The sequence below is a fragment of the Microbacterium sp. BDGP8 genome (assembly GCF_029991045.1).
Lineage (GTDB): Bacteria > Actinomycetota > Actinomycetes > Actinomycetales > Microbacteriaceae > Microbacterium > Microbacterium plantarum.
On the sequence record NZ_CP120712.1, the window covers coordinates 1500842 to 1517444 of the forward strand.

The 16603-nt window shown below is 68.6% G+C and carries 17 protein-coding genes, 1 tRNA gene and 1 other RNA gene; 7 read left to right on the top strand and 12 right to left on the bottom strand.

Features of this window, described 5'->3' with window-relative positions; translation table 11 throughout:
• Positions 1-25 precede the first annotated feature (25 nt).
• The 6 genes from opgC to P6897_RS07255 form a co-directional block, all read right to left on the bottom strand.
• Positions 26-2515 (bottom strand): OpgC domain-containing protein, encoded by a 2490-nt coding sequence (gene opgC / locus P6897_RS07230; protein WP_282502465.1) that lies wholly within the window; start codon positions 2513-2515, stop codon positions 26-28.
• A complete protein-coding gene (locus P6897_RS07235; RefSeq protein WP_282502466.1) occupies positions 2512-2931 on the bottom strand; it encodes an ATP-binding protein in 420 nt (139 codons plus the stop codon). Before P6897_RS07235 ends, opgC begins: the two co-directional genes overlap by 4 nt.
• Entirely contained in the window at positions 2924-3259 is a 336-nt protein-coding gene (locus tag P6897_RS07240) for an STAS domain-containing protein (RefSeq protein WP_064956687.1), read from the bottom strand. The genes P6897_RS07235 and P6897_RS07240 overlap by 8 nt, the downstream gene beginning before the upstream one ends.
• A 3-nt stretch (positions 3260-3262) precedes the next feature.
• A complete protein-coding gene (locus P6897_RS07245; RefSeq protein ID WP_274177759.1) occupies positions 3263-5269 on the bottom strand; it encodes a glycosyltransferase family 2 protein in 2007 nt (668 codons plus the stop codon).
• 91 nt (positions 5270-5360) lie between these two features.
• On the bottom strand, positions 5361-6206 hold the full coding sequence (locus P6897_RS07250; RefSeq protein WP_282502468.1) for an endo alpha-1,4 polygalactosaminidase: 846 nt from the start codon (positions 6204-6206) through the stop codon (positions 5361-5363).
• A gap of 10 nt (positions 6207-6216) precedes the next feature.
• Positions 6217-7548: an MFS transporter gene (locus P6897_RS07255; protein WP_240309669.1), complete on the bottom strand. Its 1332-nt coding sequence runs from the start codon at positions 7546-7548 to the stop codon at positions 6217-6219.
• 25 nt (positions 7549-7573) lie between these two features.
• Between P6897_RS07255 and prfB the strand changes: the two genes are divergently transcribed.
• The 4 genes from prfB to smpB all read left to right on the top strand — a co-directional run bounded on the left by prfB (position 7574) and on the right by smpB (position 11219).
• Positions 7574-8686 carry a peptide chain release factor 2 gene (prfB, locus tag P6897_RS07260; RefSeq protein ID WP_023951108.1) on the top strand — a complete coding sequence of 371 codons (1113 nt, stop codon included), beginning with the start codon at positions 7574-7576 and terminating at the stop codon, positions 8684-8686.
• Between the two features lie 81 nt (positions 8687-8767).
• Positions 8768-9748: a cell division ATP-binding protein FtsE gene (gene ftsE / locus P6897_RS07265; protein ID WP_023951105.1), complete on the top strand. Its 981-nt coding sequence runs from the start codon at positions 8768-8770 to the stop codon at positions 9746-9748.
• Positions 9745-10659, top strand: coding sequence for a permease-like cell division protein FtsX (ftsX, locus tag P6897_RS07270; protein ID WP_112614372.1), 915 nt, complete (start codon positions 9745-9747; stop codon positions 10657-10659). Before ftsE ends, ftsX begins: the two co-directional genes overlap by 4 nt.
• Before the next feature lie 83 nt (positions 10660-10742).
• Positions 10743-11219 (top strand): SsrA-binding protein SmpB, encoded by a 477-nt coding sequence (gene smpB / locus P6897_RS07275; protein ID WP_112614374.1) that lies wholly within the window; start codon positions 10743-10745, stop codon positions 11217-11219.
• 26 nt (positions 11220-11245) lie between these two features.
• Here the strand turns inward: smpB and P6897_RS07280 are convergent, their stop codons facing one another.
• A complete protein-coding gene (locus P6897_RS07280) occupies positions 11246-11908 on the bottom strand; it encodes an SIMPL domain-containing protein (protein WP_282502469.1) in 663 nt (220 codons plus the stop codon).
• Between the two features lie 132 nt (positions 11909-12040).
• On the opposite strand from P6897_RS07280, the gene ssrA reads away from it, so the two are divergent.
• Both ssrA and P6897_RS07290 read left to right on the top strand, forming a co-directional pair.
• Positions 12041-12410, top strand: a transfer-messenger RNA (tmRNA) gene (gene ssrA / locus P6897_RS07285).
• 100 nt (positions 12411-12510) lie between these two features.
• Entirely contained in the window at positions 12511-12762 is a 252-nt protein-coding gene (locus tag P6897_RS07290) for a hypothetical protein (protein WP_282502470.1), read from the top strand.
• Positions 12763-12831: 69 nt separating this feature from the next.
• Here P6897_RS07290 and P6897_RS07295 read toward each other — a convergent pair whose 3' ends face one another.
• The 4 genes from P6897_RS07295 to P6897_RS07310 form a co-directional block, all read right to left on the bottom strand.
• Entirely contained in the window at positions 12832-12990 is a 159-nt protein-coding gene (locus P6897_RS07295) for a hypothetical protein (RefSeq protein ID WP_269266462.1), read from the bottom strand.
• Positions 12991-13064: 74 nt separating this feature from the next.
• Positions 13065-13457 carry a DUF4440 domain-containing protein gene (locus P6897_RS07300; protein ID WP_282502471.1) on the bottom strand — a complete coding sequence of 131 codons (393 nt, stop codon included), beginning with the start codon at positions 13455-13457 and terminating at the stop codon, positions 13065-13067.
• Positions 13457-14017 (bottom strand): hypothetical protein, encoded by a 561-nt coding sequence (locus P6897_RS07305; RefSeq protein WP_112614380.1) that lies wholly within the window; start codon positions 14015-14017, stop codon positions 13457-13459. Before P6897_RS07305 ends, P6897_RS07300 begins: the two co-directional genes overlap by 1 nt.
• Positions 14014-14850, bottom strand: coding sequence for an inositol monophosphatase family protein (locus tag P6897_RS07310; protein WP_282502472.1), 837 nt, complete (start codon positions 14848-14850; stop codon positions 14014-14016). The genes P6897_RS07305 and P6897_RS07310 overlap by 4 nt, the downstream gene beginning before the upstream one ends.
• 94 nt (positions 14851-14944) lie before the next feature.
• Here P6897_RS07310 and P6897_RS07315 point away from each other — a divergent pair.
• Positions 14945-15020 (top strand) — tRNA-Lys (locus P6897_RS07315).
• A 71-nt stretch (positions 15021-15091) separates the two neighbouring features.
• Here P6897_RS07315 and P6897_RS07320 read toward each other — a convergent pair.
• Complete coding sequence (locus P6897_RS07320; RefSeq protein ID WP_282502473.1) at positions 15092-16603, bottom strand: HNH endonuclease signature motif containing protein; 1512 nt, start codon at positions 16601-16603, stop codon at positions 15092-15094.

Consider the following 16603-nt stretch of genomic DNA (forward strand, 5'->3'; position numbering starts at 1 on the left):
GGCGCGGGCGCGCTCTGACCGCGCGTCAGCGGGGGATCACCGAGAAGAGGAACCGCCGCCGCACCATCAGGTAGATGAGCGCGATGACCGCGGTATGGATCAGCGTTCCCTGCCAGAAGCTCTGCCGGTCGAGGCCGGGGATGTTCGCGACGGCGAGCACGAAGAACACGTGCACGATGAACACGTAGAGGCTCGCCTGCCCGAGCGGGATCCAGAGCCACCCCATGACCGCGTTGATCGGCCTCCAGGCCACCGTGAGCACGGCGTAGCTGCAGGTGATCACGAGAACGAGGTCGAGCAGGCGCCCCCAGTGCAGATCGATCCGCGGGTAGCCCGAGTCGTAGAGCATCCCGTAGAGGCCGGCAGGGAACGGGGCCGGCTCGAACCCGAAGCTGTCGCCCGCCCAGAGATAGACGAGGAACCCGGCGTAGCCGACGACGAAGAGCCCGACGAGGATCTTCCCCGGTGTGGAGGTGAGCGCCCGGATGATCTGGCGCCGGTAGTACCCGATGACGAGTCCGTGCGTGAAGAGCACCTGCCAGGCAAGCAGGGGGAAGACCGCGTTGAACTGCGACGGCAGCGGTGACAGCTCCGGCATCGTGATGTGGAGGGCGTACAGGCCCCAGCTGCCCGCCAGCACGAGCCACCACAGGCGCCGGCGGATGAGCCACATGAGCGCGGGGTAGGCCAGGCTCAGCACGACGAACAGCCCCATGATGTTGAAGGGCCACGGTCCCATCTCGAGCAGCAGCAGCTGGCGCACGGCGTACCACGGCGGCGGGTAGTCGAGCAGGCGATCGGCATTCGGGTAGAGGTCGTAGACGCGGCCGGAGGTCGCCTGACCGTCCTCGCCGGTGCCGCGGTCGGTGAACGTCATGATCGCCGACGCGTCGATGAACGGCACGAAGCTGACGACGAAGATCAGCAGGATGACGGCGAGCGCGACGAGGTACTGCTTTCGTGCTCGGGCCCACGCAGCGAGCGCCGCGCCCCACTCCCCGCCGCGTTTCACTGCGGCGGGGAAGACCATGCCGAGGACGACGCCGCTCAGCAGGACGAAGAGCTCGGCACCCGTGATGGCGCCGATGATGTTCAGCGACGCGAACGAGTAGGGGCTCAGCACCTCGATGTGCGTCACGACGACCACGATGATGACGAAGCCCCGCATCATGTCGATGCGCAGGTCGCGAGTCGCGGAATCGTCGGGGTAGCGCCACGACGGCAGCATCCGTCCCACGATCCCCGAGACGAGGAACGCGATGGCGAGCACGGCGGCGGCGCCGGTGATCCAATTCATCTCGTCGTTGCCCTCGCGCACCTGCACGGTGCTGGCCGAGGCCTGCTCGGGGGTGATCACGTCGGTGATCGGACTCCACTGCACCTGCCCGGATGCCGCGAGGTCGGCGCGGAACGCGCTCGCCAGCTCACCCGAGGCGGTCAGACGCCAGTCGACTTCCTGGGCGCCGGCCTCGGCTTCCTCGCGCACGGCCTCGAGCCAGGTGACCGCGGTGATTCGCGGGTGGTCGGGCAGCTCGGCGAGCACCTGGCGCCACCAGCCCTGCTTGACGGCGATCTCGGTGTCTCCGTCGAGTGAGAAGTCGTAGAGCGCGCCGGTGTCGAGCAGAAGGTCCCGGCTCTCACCCGCCGCGAACCTGTCGTAGAAGGTCTCCGCCTGCGGCACGGTGTAGCCCCACTGCTCGTCCAGGCGCGCGGCCACCTCACCCTCGTCAGGAGCGGTGTTCGACACGAGCGGCACGTCGCGACCCGCGGCGGCACCTGACTCGCCCTTGCCGAAGTAGAACATCGTCAGGCCTACCCGGTCGACGGCATCCGCGTCGGGGAAGTAGGGGCCGTACGGGTCGTCGGCCTCGGTCAGCAGTCCGTCCGCGTCGGTGTCGAGCGCACGAAGGTCCGCGGGGGAGAGGTCGTCGAGGCGCCCGTCGGCGCGCTCGAAGGGGTAACCCGCGCCGTATGACGGGGCCCAGACCATCTCGGCTCCCGATCCGCCGTCGTGGACGACGTCGGACACGGCCTCGAACGCGCGCACGAACTCGCGCGGCTGCTGCCCCCACGAGGTCCACGAACCGTTCATCTCGGGGGCGAAACGCACGAGATGGTGCGTGTCGTAGTCGCCCTGCATCTTCTCGAGCATCTCGTTGAACGCCGCGGCATCGTCGCGCGTCAGGTCCGCGAGAGGAACCCGCGGTTCCATGCTCAGGACGAGGACGGCGCCCTGGGCGGAGGCCGCCGTGGCCGCGCGGGACCAGTCCTGGCGGGCTCTGTCATCGAGTGGGTACGACAAGCGGATGGCGTAGGTCGCGGGCGTCTCGCCGAGCCGGTCGGCGTATCCGTCCGGGCCGTCCGAGCCCCAGTCGAGCTCCGGGCCGAACCAGAGTCCGTCCTGCGCGACGGGGGCAGGCTCGCCGGAATCAGCGATCGCCGCGGGCGCCGTCAGAAGAGCGGTGGCCGTCGCTAAAGCCAGGGCCGCCAGCGCCCGCCGCAGGTGCCGCGTCACTCGCGGCGGCACTCGAGAGTCCAGACGTTGCGCCCATTCTCGTAGCGGTGCTCGACGGAGTCGACGCTCGCGAGGGCGAGGGCGAGGCCGCGGCCGTCCTCGGAGTCGGCGTCGGCCATGGTCACAGCACTGAGGTCGAGTTCGGCGGGCTGAGCGTCGTCCTCGAAGGTCGCCGTCAATGCCTCGGGAGTGGCCCGCAGGTCGAGGGTGAAGTGCCGACCTTCGGCGCCGTGCGCGGCGACGGAGTGCTCGACGATGTTGCCCGCGATCTCGACGACGGCGATCTCGAATGCGAAGCGCGTACGGGGCTCGACGTCGCCGGCTTCCCCCCACCACGATGCGAGCAGATCATGGACGGCCTCGACGCTCTCGAGCGAGACATCGGCGACGAGCGACCGGTGGACGACCTCAGCCATCGAGGGCGTCCTGCACGGTGGCGCGCGGCCGGAGCACGCGGTCGAGGTTCGTCAGACCGAGCACCATCGTCACCTGTTCGCTCGGCGCGGCGAGCCGCAGGTCGCCGCCGCCTTGACGCGCGGTCTTGAGGCACGCGACGAGGGCGCCGAGGCCCGACGAGTCGATGAAGGCGACATCCGACAGGTCCACGATCACGGGCGATTCGCCCGCTGCGGCGATCTCTTCGGTCACCCGCTCGCGGAAAGGACGGGCCGAGACCATGGTGAGCCGCCCGTGGGGGCGGACGACCCGACCGTTCTCGCGTACGTCGATATCGAGGTCCAGCATGGGTCAGGTCTCCTTCAGTTCCAGGTGTGCCGGTGGCCGGTAGAGCACGGCGCGGATGATGATGCTGAAGACCATGAGGTCGTACAGCACCCAGACGATGTTGATGAGGGGCGCGATGCCCTGCGCCTGCCCGACGGCGTACCGGATGGCGACGGCGACGAGCGACAGGACGAGCGCAGCCATCGCGATCAGCTGCGGTTTCACGAGGTCCCATCGCGGGCTGTCCTCGGCGGCGCGCGTCTTCGGGGTGACGGCGAACCCCAAGGCTCGACCGCGGTAGACGTTTGCGAACGCCGTCGTCACGGAGCGGATCCAGACGGGGAAGAGCGCGAGCGAATACTGCGCACCGCGCCAGGTCGGGCGCCCGTTGGCGACGACGAGGAAGAGCAGCTGATTCAGGAGGAAGAAGGGGATGAAGCGCGCGAAGAAGTCGACGCTCCACGCCTGCACGGGCATGACGCCGAACGTCAGGTAGAGCACGGGCGCGGCGATGTAGACGATGCCGGCGAAGCCGGCCAGGTAGCTCCACATCGTGCCGAAGTACATGATCCGCTGGCCCCAGCTGAGGCTGCGCTGCACGAGGGGGTTCTCGCGGAACATCACCTGCATGGTGCCCTGAGCCCATCGCAGCCGCTGCGTCAGCATCGTCGGCAGATCCTCGGGGGCGAGACCCTCGGCGAGCACCTCGTCGTGGTACACCGACTTCCAGCCCAGGCCGTGCAGCCGCATCGAGGTCGCCATGTCCTCCGTGACCGAGATGGTCGCGAGGGGCATGATCGCCTGGGCCTCTTCGTCGCGCCCCACATCGAACGCCGAGACGAGCATGCTGATCGACTCGAGCGCAGCCAGCGGAGAGAGGCTCCGATCGCCCAGAGCGTCGAGAGTGACCTCATCGATGACGGCGAGGGCCTCGGTGTCGGCGGTGAGCTCGGCGAGAGCGCGCAACTCCTCGCGGACGTCGGAGACGTCCTGATCGCTCAGCTCGCGACGCACCCGGTCGATGCGGCTCTGGAACGCGTAGGTCACATCCGCGAGGGCATCGCCGCGCGCGATCTCGACCTTCACCTGATCGAGGGCGTCCGCGACGGTGTCGAGGGCGGCCGCGATGCGCGGGTCCGATCCGTGATCCCGGCGGGCGCGTGCGAGAACGCGACGGGAGGATCGCACGCCGCGGTTGACGGCGAGCGTGACTTCGTCGACGTAGCGTGAGACCCCGAGCTGCATCAGTGCCTCGCGGCGGAGGATTGCGTTCGATCCGCAGAAGAACGCCGCGTTCCACCCGTCCTTCGACTGCTGGATCGGGCCGTAGAACAACGGCGCCTGGCTGCCGAGCGGGTCACTGGGTGGAACGTTGACGAACCACTGCGGCGTCTGGACCAGGGCGACCTTGTCGTCCATGAACCAGCCGAGCGTGCGATCGAGGATCTTCGGCGAGGGCACCTGGTCGGCGTCGAGGATGAGCAGGAACTCGCCCTCCGTGACCATGAGGGCGTTGTTGATGTTCCCGGCCTTCGCGTGGCGCGGCCGGTCACGCCATGCCTGCGACCGGGTGACGACGCCGATGCCCTCCGCCTCGGCGAGACGGCGAAGCTCGGGCCGGTCGCCGTCGTCGAGGATCCAGGTCTCGTGCGGGTAGCTGATCGCCTGCGCGGCGCGCGCCGTGCGCATGACGAGGTCGAGCGGCTCGTTGTACGTGGTGACGAGGACGTCGACCGTGACCTCGCGCGTCAGCGGCGGCGCATCGTGGCGTTCGCGCAGCCGCCAGGCGCCGACGGCGAAGATGAGCGAGTCGATCAGGCTGTACGTCTCGGCGAGCACGAGGGGCACGGCGATCCACCACGCCTCCCAGTTCACCGAGGCGAGCCAGCGCCAGACGATGTAGTTCACACCGGAGATCGCTGCGAGCAGAACCACCAGGCGGATCAGTGCGAGACGTCTCGACGATTTCTTCGACTGGCGCGCCGCATCCCGCCGCGTCCCCTCGCGGCCCAACGTCGTCTCGAAGACCATCGATCTCCCTCGGTCGAGAGCAACGCTGTCAGCCCCCGGTCGCAACCTGAAACGGGTTGCGCCAGGAACGACGTTCAGACCAAGATTCGCCTCAGCAATGCGTCGCTACATGCTCAGGGTAGCCTTCCACCGTCAGGCCCCGATCGCGCAGCACGACGGAAAGCGGGGTCTCCGGATCGGCGCACATCTCGTCCCAGGTGCGCGGAAGATTGTCGGTGTACTCGATGTCGACGACGGCCTCGCCATAGACCTCGGTGTAGCGGGAGCACTCGAGATACGCGGCGCATTCCTCGACGACGGCGAAGTCGAAGCCTGCCTCGTCGCGGAGCTGGTGAGCGAAGTCCGCGGCGTTCTTCTGGCCTGCGGCGAGACCCGCATCGTGGGCGATGTCGACGTAGGCGGCGGCGAGAGCGAGATTGCCGTCGATGTCGAGCATGCCCTCGGAGCGCGTGAACGAATCGAGGTTGTCGAACTCGACCGCGTCGAACCCGGACTCGGCACAGCCGCGGATCCAGAGGGCGACCAGGGCGAGGATGCGCTCGCGTTTGTCGGCCGTCGATGAATCGATCAGCACCTCGTCGGGCCAGTCCGGATCGATGAGGGGCTCGCCGTCGACCGTCACGAGCAGATCGTCATCCCACAGGTCGCGTTCTGCCGGCTGCGTCTGGAACCCGTTCACGTAGCAGATCGAGTAACGGTCCGGCGCGGGCTCTGCTGTGCGGTCGCGGCCGACGATCTCCACGGCCTCGCCGGGCGGGTACGCTCCGCCCAGCTGGTAGTCCGGCTTTCCGCCGGCCGGCGGCAGCGTGACGTCCACGGCGTGAGCTGACTCGGCGACATCCCTCTTCGCATCCCCGTGCCCGGGGATGCCGACAGTGCAGCCGGAGAGAAGGGCGGCGATCAGGATGGCCGAGCCGGCCTCCGCGCATCTGCGCACGACGAGCATGCTACGCGGGGTCGTCACGGTCGTCGGGGCCGCCGTCCGGGCCCTCGGGATCACGGCTGATCCGGGTGCGCGGGACGAAGCGGGGGACCCACCGGATGAACCCCAACGCGCCGACGAGACCGAATACGCCCATGACACCGGCTGCCACCGGCAGCGAGGCGACAGCCGTGATCCCGGAGACCAGCAGTGGGGCGGCGGCACCGCCCGCGTCGGTGAGCGTGCGCCAGGAGCCGAGGAACGGGGCCGGGTTCGCCGTCGGCGCGACATCCGCTCCGAGCGTGAGGAGGATGCCGCTCGAAAGTCCGTTGCCGACACCGAGCACGGCGGCGAAGAGCGCGAACCAGAGCTCGGGCTGCGCGCTGGCCGACGTGAGTGCCAGCGCGATGAGGCCCGCGCTCATGAGCAGCATGGCGGGGAGGGCCGCCCACAGGCGGCCGAAGCGGTCCATGACTTGACCGCTGGCGTAGAAGAGCGCGAAGTCGATGGCTCCCGAGACGCCCACGACGAGTGCGATCGTCGAGCCGTCCAGTCCGATCGCGACGCCCCACAGCGGCAGCAGCACCTGGCGCGTGGATCGCAACGCCGACAGCGACGCGGCGGCGACGCCGAGCCGCGCGAGCACGTCGCGATTGCGCCAAGCGGTGCGGACGACACCGGTGCCGGGGACGCGGCGCGTCCGGACGGGCGCCGTCGTGATCGCTTCGCCCTCGACGGTCCGTGCGATGGCGGGCGGCGGTCCCAGCCGCTTCTCGGGTTCGGGCCCGAAGGCGACCAGTGCGATCATCGCGACGAGGCAGACGCCGAAGAACCAGATCGTGGCGTGCTCGTCGCCGAACGCCCACAGCAGCGCAGCGGCGATGAAGGGTCCGACGAACATGCCGAGGCGGAAGCTGCCGCCGAGCAGCGACAGGGCCCGAGCGCGGAATGTGAGCGGCACGCGGGTGGTCATGAACGCGTGACGGGCGACTCCGAAGGCGGCCGCGCAGATGCCGATGAGGAAGACGGATGCCGCGAACACCCCCAGCACCGGGGCGAAGGCCATAGCCCCGACACCGACGAGGGCGAGCAGCCCGGCGATGATCATGGTGGCCCGCTCGCCGATGCGGGCGACGGCCCACCCAGCGGGCAGATTGCCGCACAGCTGTCCCACCACGAGTGCGGCGGCGACGAGCGCCGAGGTGGCGACGTCGGCGCCCAGCTCGGCGGCGATGACCGGGATGAGGGGTATGACGGCGCCCTCGCCGAGACCGAACAGGGTCGTCGGGCCGTAGATCATCGGGGCGAGGCGCCAGAGAACGCGGCGGATCGGTTCGTTCTCGTCGCTGGCTCCCATTGCTTCCACGATACTCTGGAGTGCCATGCTCGAATTCGATATCTCCGCCGACATCCAGGCCCTGCGCTCCACGTTCGCCGACATCCAGGCGGTGGTCGACGTCGAGGCTCTCCGGGCCGAGATCGCCCGCCTCTCCGAGGAGGCCGGCGCGCCCGATCTCTGGGATGACGTCGAGAAGGCTCAGAAGGTCACCAGCGCCCTCAGCCACCGCCAGGCCGAGCTCAAGCGCGTCACCGAGGTCGAGCGCCGACTCGACGACCTCGATGTCCTCGTCGAGCTCGCGATCGAGATGGACGATGAGGAATCGGCTGAGGAGGCGCGCAAGGAGCTCAAGCAGCTCGAAGAGGTCATCGGCCAGCTCGAGGTGCAGACCCTGCTCGACGGCGAGTACGACGACCGTGCGGCGGTCGTGACGATCCGTTCGGGCGCGGGAGGCGACGACGCCACTGATTTCGCCGACATGCTGCTGCGCATGTACCTGCGCTGGGCCGAGCGCCACAAGTACCCCGTGAAGGTCATGGACACCTCGTACGCCGAGGGTGCGGGGATCAAGTCGGCCACGTTCGAGGTCGACGCGCCCTACGCGTACGGCACGCTGTCTGTCGAAGCCGGTACGCACCGTCTCGCGCGCATCAGCCCGTTCGGGTCGGCGGACAAGCGCCAGACGAGCTTCGCCGCCGTCGAGGTCATCCCGGTGATGGAGGAGGCCGTCGAGGTCGACGTCCCCGAGAACGACATCCGCGTCGACGTCTTCCGCTCGTCCGGCCCCGGTGGGCAGTCGGTCAACACCACCGACTCGGCCGTGCGCATCACCCACATCCCCACCGGCATCGTCGTGTCGATGCAGAACGAGAAGTCGCAGATCCAGAACCGCGCAGCGGCCATGCGTGTTCTGCAGACCCGACTCATGCTGCTGCAGCGCGAAGAAGAGGCGGCGAAGAAGAAGGAGCTCGCGGGCACCATCACCGCGAGCTGGGGTGACCAGATGCGCTCCTACTTCCTCTACGGCCAGCAGCTCGTGAAGGACCTGCGGACCGGCCACGAGGTCGGCAACCCGTCGACCGTCTTCGACGGCGACCTCGACGGGTTCATCGCCGCGGGCATCCGGTGGCGCAAGCGCAAGGACGACGACGCCTGATCGAGTGCTGAGGCGCGGATGCCGCGGCGCGCGGGTGTCGCGGCGTGGTTGTGCGGGGGAGCCGCTTAGGCTCATCGAGTCATGATCCGGTTCGAACACGTCAGCAAGCGGTATCGCGGCACCTCGAAGCCCGCGCTCAGCGACGTCGACTTCGAGATCCAGCGCGGCGAGTTCGTCTTCCTCGTCGGCGCTTCCGGATCCGGCAAGTCGTCGTGTCTGCGGATGATCCTGCGCGAGGATGTCGCCTCCGAGGGGCGCGTGGTCGTGCTCGGCCGCGACCTGCGCGGCCTGTCGACGCGCAAGGTGCCCTACTTCCGTCGCCACATCGGCGCGGTCTTCCAAGACTTCCGGCTGCTGCCCAACAAGACCGTCTTCCAGAACGTGGCCTTCACCCTCCAGGTGATCGGCTCGTCTCGCGCTTTCATCTCGCAGGCCGTTCCGGAGGCGCTCGCGCTCGTCGGCCTCGCGGGCAAGGAGAAGCGGCTGCCGCACGAGCTCTCGGGCGGAGAGCAGCAGCGCGTCGCCATCGCGCGCGCGATCGTCAACCGTCCGCAGGTGCTCCTGGCCGACGAGCCCACCGGAAACCTCGACCCCGCGACATCCGTCGACATCATGCAGCTGCTCGCCCGGATCAACGCCAACGGCACGACGGTCGTGATGGCCACGCACGAGGCCGGCTTCGTCGACCAGATGCAGCGCCGCGTGATCGAGCTGAGCGGTGGCGTCATGGTCCGCGACGAGGTCGGCGGCGGGTACGGCGACACCTCGGCACTCCCGAGCCTGGCCCCCGAGCCGGTGCGCGGCGCTGCCGCGGTCGCTGCTCTCACGGCGGTTCTGGAGCTGCAGCGTGAGATCGCCGAGACCCCGCCCACCGCGCACGTCCCGGTGCCCGACGAGCCCGAGGCGCCGGCGGAGCCGCCGCCGCCGGTCGGGGAGACGCGGGCCATCCCGATCGTCGCCCCCGACATCGATCTTGCCGGCCTCGGACTGCCCGACGTCGCGAAGAAGCTCGGACTCGGCGATCGCGACGATCGCAGCGACGAAGTGGGGCCCACGTCATGAGAGTCGGCCTGATCCTCGGCGAGGCTCTGACGGGCCTGCGCCGCAACGCGTCGATGGTGATCTCCGTCGTCCTCGTGACCTTCGTCTCGCTCACCTTCGTGGGTGCGGCGATGCTCATGCAGATGCAGATCAGCAAGACGAAGGACTACTGGTCCGAGCGTGCGCAGGTCGCCGTCTACATGTGTCGTGAGGAAGCGACGGTGCAGAACTGCGCCGACGGTCCCGCGACCGACGAGCAGATCGCGGCGGTGGCCGAGAGGCTGGCCTCGCCCGCGTTGCAGAGCGTCGTGCGCGATGTGCGGTTCGAGACGAGTCAGGAGGCGTACGACAACGTCCTCTCGCTCATGGGGGAGGACTACGCCGAGTTCGTCAGCCCCGAGCAGCTGAACAACACCTACTGGGTCAACCTCGCCGACCCGTCGCAGAGCGACGTCATCAGCGAGGCGTTCAAAGACTTCGACGGAGTCGAGGAGGTCGCGAACCAGCTGCAGTATCTCGACCCCTTGTTCTCGGCGCTCACCGTCGCCACATACATCGCGGTCGGCATCGCCGGTCTGATGCTGATCGCTGCGGTGCTCCTCATCGCGACGACCATCCGGCTGTCGGCTTATGCGCGGCGGCGGGAGCTCGGCATCATGCGCCTCGTGGGAGCCTCCAACCGGTTCATCCAGACGCCCTTCATCCTCGAGGGGGTGTTCGCGGCGCTGATCGGATCGGCGCTCGCGAGCGTCGCGATCATCGCGATGGTGCAGGTCGGAGTCGGCGACTACCTGTCGTCGCAGATCGACTTCGTGACGACCTGGGTGAACCTGGGCGACGTCGCGCTGGTGGTTCCGGCTGTCATCGTGATCGGCGTCGTGCTGGCCGCCGTCTCGGCCGGGTTCGCGATCAGACGGTGGCTGCGCGCCTGAGGCCGAACCCCGCCGCGTCGCCCGCGCGTCGCCGTACCCCTAGACTGTAGGGCTGCGCCAGTGCACCAGGAAGGAGGCGCGTCATGCCGAAGGAACAGGGCGAGAAGCTCGTGGCGAGCAATAAGCGCGCCCGACACGACTACGCGATCGAGAAGACGTACGAGGCGGGTCTCGTGCTCACCGGCACCGAGGTGAAGTCGCTGCGACAGGGCCGCGCGAACCTCACCGACGGCTACGCCTACATCGACAACGGTCAGGCCTACCTCGATGCCGTGCACATTCCGGAGTACTCGCAGGGTCACTGGACGAATCACGCGACCAAGCGCACGCGAAAGCTGCTGCTCCACAAGGAGGAGATCATCAAGCTCTCGCACGCGGTCAGCGCCGGGGGGTACACCCTCGTACCGCTACGGCTGTACTTCTCGGACGGCCGGGCGAAGGTCGAGATCGCGGTCGCGAAGGGTAAGCGCGAGTTCGAGAAGCGACAGACCATCCGCGAGCGCGAGGACAAGCGCGAGGCGGAGCGGGCGATGCGCACCCGCAACCGACTCGGCGAATAGCGGTATCCCGCTTCGCCGTCCGGTCGTCAACGGGCGCGGAAGCGCGCCTCGACCGCGGCGGTCACGACGATCTCAGCGGGCCGGAGCTCCATGCCCCCGGACGACGCGTCGGCTGACATCGTCGCCGCTCGCGCGAACATCGGCGCGGCAGGCGGAGCCTCGGCGCCGCTGAGGAGCCCGACATCGGCGATCTCGACAGGCTCGACCGTGCCGTGACCGAGCGCGGTCGCGTACGCCGAGGCGCGTGCCACAGCGACGCCGACGGCGGAGGTCGCGACCTCGCGTTCGATCGTCGCCCGTGTCGCGGGGGAGAGCTGCCACTCGACGTTCGAGACGCGCATCCCTTCGTCGTCGGAGAGCAGAGACACCCATTCCGCGAGCGCGACGAAGTCGTCGAATGTGGCCACGAGGTCGATCGTCGCGTGGTGCACGGGCGCGAGCTGGTTCCCCTCGGGGTTCCACGGCCGGTCGGACCAGGTCGAGACGGACCCGCTCGACCAGCTCGAGACGACGCCCGTTCGTGTGAGCTCCTCGAGGCGCGTGCGCAGGGGTGCGATCGTCGCGGTCGCCCGGGAGACGACGGCGGTCCGTTCAGGACCGTCGGCGGAGGCGGCGGCGGAGACGATCGCGACCTCGGGCGAGACGCGTCGCTCGGCCTCGCCGCGGACGGAGATGAGGATGTCTGCCATGCTCCGACTCTAGGCGCGAAGGGTGGGAATGGCGTGGGGCGCCGATCGGTTGTAGTCTGTAGTGCTCGGGTGCTGCGGCATCCGGTTTGGTAAGTCCACAGTGTGACAGCGGCCCTTCGACCGAAGGCTCATGGGGATGATCGGTTTCGACATCGCCTGTGTGTCGGCGAGAAGCGGGCCGAGGATGCAGGGTTATCTCGTTAACGATCTCTGCAAAACTATAAGTGCCGAATCCAAGCGCACTGACTTCGCCCTCGCTGCGTAAGCGAGCCCGATAGTCCGTCAGACCGTGTGTGATCCCGCCACGGACCCTGGCGTCATCTAGGGATCTTGCTGCGTGACGGCGTCCGGACGTCACGCGGGACTCTTCCCGGACTGGGCCCGTCGACTTATGTGTCTGTACTGAAAGTCGGGGCCGAGCAGAACGCCTCTACAGACTGCGCCCGGAGAAGACGCCGTATCTCAGCGATGGACGGGGGTTCGATTCCCCCCATCTCCACCACTGCCGCTGTCACGCTGCAAAGCCCCCGATCCCCTGGAAACAGTGGGATCGGGGGCTTCTGCTATGTCGAGCCGACACCGTCGTGCGCTACGTTCGGGGCATGGCGTATTGGCGGGACAACGTGAAGACGTGGTCGGGATCGCGGCTGTGGCTGTTGATCGTCCAGATCGTGGTGGCCGCCGGCCTGCTCGCCATGAACGTCTGGTCCGTCGCGCGCGGTGACGGCGGTGCATTCACGATGGTGCTCGCGGTGCTGTTCGGCGTGCTGCTGGTGTTCTGGGTCGCGACACTGATCGGCGCCATCAGGGCCCGTCGTGACGGCGCTGCCGCACACGACGAGGGTCCCGAGTGATGCTGTCGGCGCAAGCGAAAGCCCCCGACCTCGGTTGAGGCGCAGGGGCTTTCGCTGATACGTGCGGTCTCAGGTCTTGTTGCGAATCGAACGCATGAGCCAGGCGATGACCGCGATGATGATCAGCGCGATGCCGATGAAGAGCAGGAACTTCACCGCTTCGACGAAGATTCCCGTGAACAGCAACGCGATGCCGATGATGATGAGGATGATCGCAAGTGCAGGCATGCCTCGATTGTGCACGTGGGTGCCGCCTCACCGCAGGTGCTTGACCTCGCGGGCCGCAGACTCTATGCGCGAGGCTACGGACGTGCGTCGGCAGCCGACTGTTCGGTGCCCTGGTGGAAACGCAGCGCGAGGACGTCACCCGAGGTGGCCCAGACCGACGAATGCCGGCTGACCCGGGTACCGGCGATGAGCCGGTATGTCACGAGCACCGTGTCCACGTCGAGGCGCTGGATGACCCACTCGTCCGTATGCGGAGTGTCGCGGGTCGCCTCCTCCAGGAGCTCGACGAGAAGGTCGGAGCGCGTCCATAGGCGGCCGGACCGGCCGATCTCGGTGAAGTCCGGGTGGATGAGCTCGCGGAGGCGGCGCGCGTCCTGCCGGACGGCACTGGTGAGCAGGTCGCGTTCGGCGTCGCGGATACGGCCCGCCAGATCGTCGGCGACACCGACGGCGTGAAGCTCTCCCATCAACGTCGCTCGATGACGACGAGGCCCTGCTTCACATCGGCGACCTGGGCATAGCCTTCGCCGAAGAAGTATGTGACGCCGTATCCGTCGCCGTCGATGTTCAGCGCGAACGCCGGATCTTCGGTGATGTAGACCCCGCCGTCGCCCTCTTCGCGGATCCAGCCTTCCGAAACAAGGGCGCGCTCGGCGTCCGAGGTCTCGGCGGCTGTCAGCGGTGCCCAGCCGAACTGGAGGATGTTCCCGCCGGGTTCGGCCGCGTTCGTCCAGGTGCAGGAGACGCCCGCGTCGATCTGCATCTCGCCGATCATGAACGGGCCCTGCTGGTACTCCCAGCCCTGCGACTGCAGCTCTTCGAGGCTGGCCTCTCGGATGATGTTCTCGCAGGTCGGGTCCGGGAGCGCCGGCTCCGAGGCGGTGGCCTCTGGCGTCGCGACGGGAGAGGAGGGGACAGCTTCCGGCGGCGCGGTCTCCGTCGGTTCGGGTGCGGAGCAGCCGGTCAGGAACGTCAGAGCCAGGGCCGAGCCGGTCGCCAGGACGAGGGATGCGTGCCGCCGGGTCATGCGCGACCGCCCTCGTGAGCGAGCATCTCGAGGAAGGTGTCGTGCAGGATGCCGTTGGTCGCGAGCGATGAGCGCGTCGACAGGGTCTCAGCGCCGTCGATGTCGGTGAAGCGTCCCCCTGCCTCGGTGACGATGGGCACGTGGGCGGCCAGGTCGTACTCCTTGACACCGAACTCGGCGACGAACTCGAGCCGTCCTTCGGCGAGGAGCATGTAGGGCCACGCGTCGCCGTAGCCACGATCGCGCCAGACTCGGCGCGAGAGTGCGAGGAGCTGTTCGCCCCGGCCGACTTCATCCCACTGGTGGATGCTCTGGAAGCTGATGCTCGCCTGCGCGAGGTCGTCGATCGACGAGACCGAGAGTGACCGCGGCGTCGTCTCGCCCGGGACGTTCGTCCACGCCCCGTGCCCTGTCGCGGCCCACCAGCGACGACCGATGGCCGGCTGACTGACGACGCCGACGCGAGGCGTGCCGACCACGGACAGCGCGATCAGGGTCGCCCACATCGGGATGCCCTTGAGGTAGTTCGCGGTGCCGTCGATCGGGTCGATGATCCACTGGCGTCGTGCGTCGCCGGTGGCGCCATACTCCTCGCCCAGCACGCCGTCGTCCGGGCGCTCGGCGGCCAGCATGTCGCGGATGGCGCGTTCTGTGGCGAGGTCTGCCTCGGTGACGTGCGACGCGTCCGCTTTCAGGCGCACGTCGAGGTCGGCCGCGTCGAAACGGGCCATGCTCACCGCGTCGGCGGCGTCTGCCAACCGGAGTGCGAATGCCAGGTCGTCGGCCAGGGCGTCTGCAGAAGGCGCTGTCAGATCCGGTGTGGTGGGGGTCACGGCTCCAGGATACGACGCGCCGGGGGCCTCGATTGGCGCGACGACGCGAAGTGGGGTAACGTTTCTCCTCGGTTCGCTTCACTGCGAACAGCCTGCACCTCTAGCTCAATCGGCAGAGCAACTGACTCTTAATCAGTGGGTTCTGGGTTCGAGTCCCAGGGGGTGCACCAGCACGAAGGCCCTGCAACTCTCGCCAGTTGCGGGGCCTTCGTGTGTTGCCGTCACGGCGCGGTCGAGCGCCTCAGAACGGCGGAGCGCTGTGAGCGGGCCGCGCGACAGCGACCGACTCGGTCGGTGCTTCGTGCAGGACGGAGTGCCGTCCGTCACCGCCGGCCGGTTCCGTGACGGTGAATGCGACGAGTGGTGGTGGTGCGTCTTCGCGGTAGACCCGTCCGGTGGGTGATGTCCAGATCAGCCTTCCGCCGGGGAGTTGTTGGACTCGCCATCGGGTGTGGTGTTTGACGTCGTGGTGTCTCTTGCAGAGGTTGGCAAGGTTGCACACGTGGGTGGCACCGCCGTCGGATGCGGCGATGGTGTGGTCGAGTTCGCAGCGGATGGCGGGTTGCCGGCATCCGGGGAATCGGCAGTGCCGATCGCGCGCACGTAGCAGCCGCACCATCCCTGCGGTGGGCCGGTAGCTGTCGCACTCGAGCACCGTCCCGGTGACCGGGTGGGTGAGAAGCCGGTCCCAGGAGGTCGCGTTGCCTGCGAGTTCGCGTGCGGTGGTGGCGTCGATGGGCGAGCGTCCTGCCAGATCCGCGGGCCCTTCGTCCTGTCCCATCAGCGTGAGTGCCGACACGGCCACCTGCACGTGTGCCCGGATCGCCCCGAGGGTTCCGTCGCCGTCACCGGTGCCGGTGGGATCGAGGGCGGGTGTCCCGGCGAGGAGCAGGTCACTGAGCACGTCGGCGCGGACCTGATCGATGGTGCGGGCGTCGTCGACGAACGACGACCCGTCGCGGATCGTCGTGTCGGCGCCGGGCGCGCCGCCGTTGGTGTCGGCTCGAACGTCAGGCGCCTCGGCTCGAGCGTCAGGCGCGTCGGCTCGAGCGTCAACGCCCGCGGCTTCAGCCTGAGCCCGCGCGTTGATGATCTCCCGCGCCTGCCGGGTGAGCCGGTCCACGATCCCGTCGGCGATCACGGTCGGCAGCGTCGCGATCAGATCGGACATCCCATCCGCCCCGGCCTGCACCCACACGCCCCGTCCTGCGGCGGCGTCTTCGTGCCGTTCGGTGAACGTCCGCGGGTGAATCCGCTCCGCGATCATCCGCAACGCGTCCCGCACCCGGTTGGGTCTCTCGCCCTCGCACCGCTCGATCGCGACGCGTTCGAACTCCGCCCGGCCCTCCACGGGCACGAGGCATCCGACCTCCTGAATCACCCGCACATGCCCACGCACGATGCGCCCGTCCTCCCACGCGGCCATCGTCAGCGGGAAGTTGTCGACCAGATCGCGCGCCTCGTCGATCCGCCGCTGCAGTGTCCGGTCGGTCGCGACGAACACCCCGGCCAGCTCCGCGGCGATCCCGCGCAACGCCATCTCGCGCGCCTTGACCTTCTCCGACGCGCCCACGGCCTGCTTCTCCGCGAGAACCCCCGCCGCAGCGAGCACCCGAACCTCACGAATCTGCGCCAACCGCGCAGCATCCGCCGCGCCCTCGGCATCCGCGACCAGCACCGCCAGGGCATCGACGTCACCGTCGCTGCCCATCCCGCTGCCAGGCCGGCCGCCGAGTTCGTCATTCGAATGCAT

Coding starts and splice junctions, on each gene's coding strand:
- P6897_RS07280 (WP_282502469.1), bottom strand. CDS start 11,908: ATGGCAGACATCCTCATCTCCGTCCGCGGCGAGGCCGAGCGACGCGTC.
- P6897_RS07320 (WP_282502473.1), bottom strand. CDS start 16,603: ATGCATTCGAATGACGAACTCGGCGGCCGGCCTGGCAGCGGGATGGGC.
- P6897_RS07305 (WP_112614380.1), bottom strand. CDS start 14,017: ATGACCCGGCGGCACGCATCCCTCGTCCTGGCGACCGGCTCGGCCCTG.
- P6897_RS07255 (WP_240309669.1), bottom strand. CDS start 7,548: ATGGGAGCCAGCGACGAGAACGAACCGATCCGCCGCGTTCTCTGGCGC.
- smpB (WP_112614374.1), top strand. CDS start 10,743: ATGCCGAAGGAACAGGGCGAGAAGCTCGTGGCGAGCAATAAGCGCGCC.
- P6897_RS07235 (WP_282502466.1), bottom strand. CDS start 2,931: ATGGCTGAGGTCGTCCACCGGTCGCTCGTCGCCGATGTCTCGCTCGAG.
- P6897_RS07240 (WP_064956687.1), bottom strand. CDS start 3,259: ATGCTGGACCTCGATATCGACGTACGCGAGAACGGTCGGGTCGTCCGC.
- P6897_RS07300 (WP_282502471.1), bottom strand. CDS start 13,457: ATGGGAGAGCTTCACGCCGTCGGTGTCGCCGACGATCTGGCGGGCCGT.
- P6897_RS07290 (WP_282502470.1), top strand. CDS start 12,511: ATGGCGTATTGGCGGGACAACGTGAAGACGTGGTCGGGATCGCGGCTG.
- ftsX (WP_112614372.1), top strand. CDS start 9,745: ATGAGAGTCGGCCTGATCCTCGGCGAGGCTCTGACGGGCCTGCGCCGC.
- P6897_RS07245 (WP_274177759.1), bottom strand. CDS start 5,269: ATGGTCTTCGAGACGACGTTGGGCCGCGAGGGGACGCGGCGGGATGCG.
- ftsE (WP_023951105.1), top strand. CDS start 8,768: ATGATCCGGTTCGAACACGTCAGCAAGCGGTATCGCGGCACCTCGAAG.
- P6897_RS07295 (WP_269266462.1), bottom strand. CDS start 12,990: ATGCCTGCACTTGCGATCATCCTCATCATCATCGGCATCGCGTTGCTG.
- prfB (WP_023951108.1), top strand. CDS start 7,574: ATGCTCGAATTCGATATCTCCGCCGACATCCAGGCCCTGCGCTCCACG.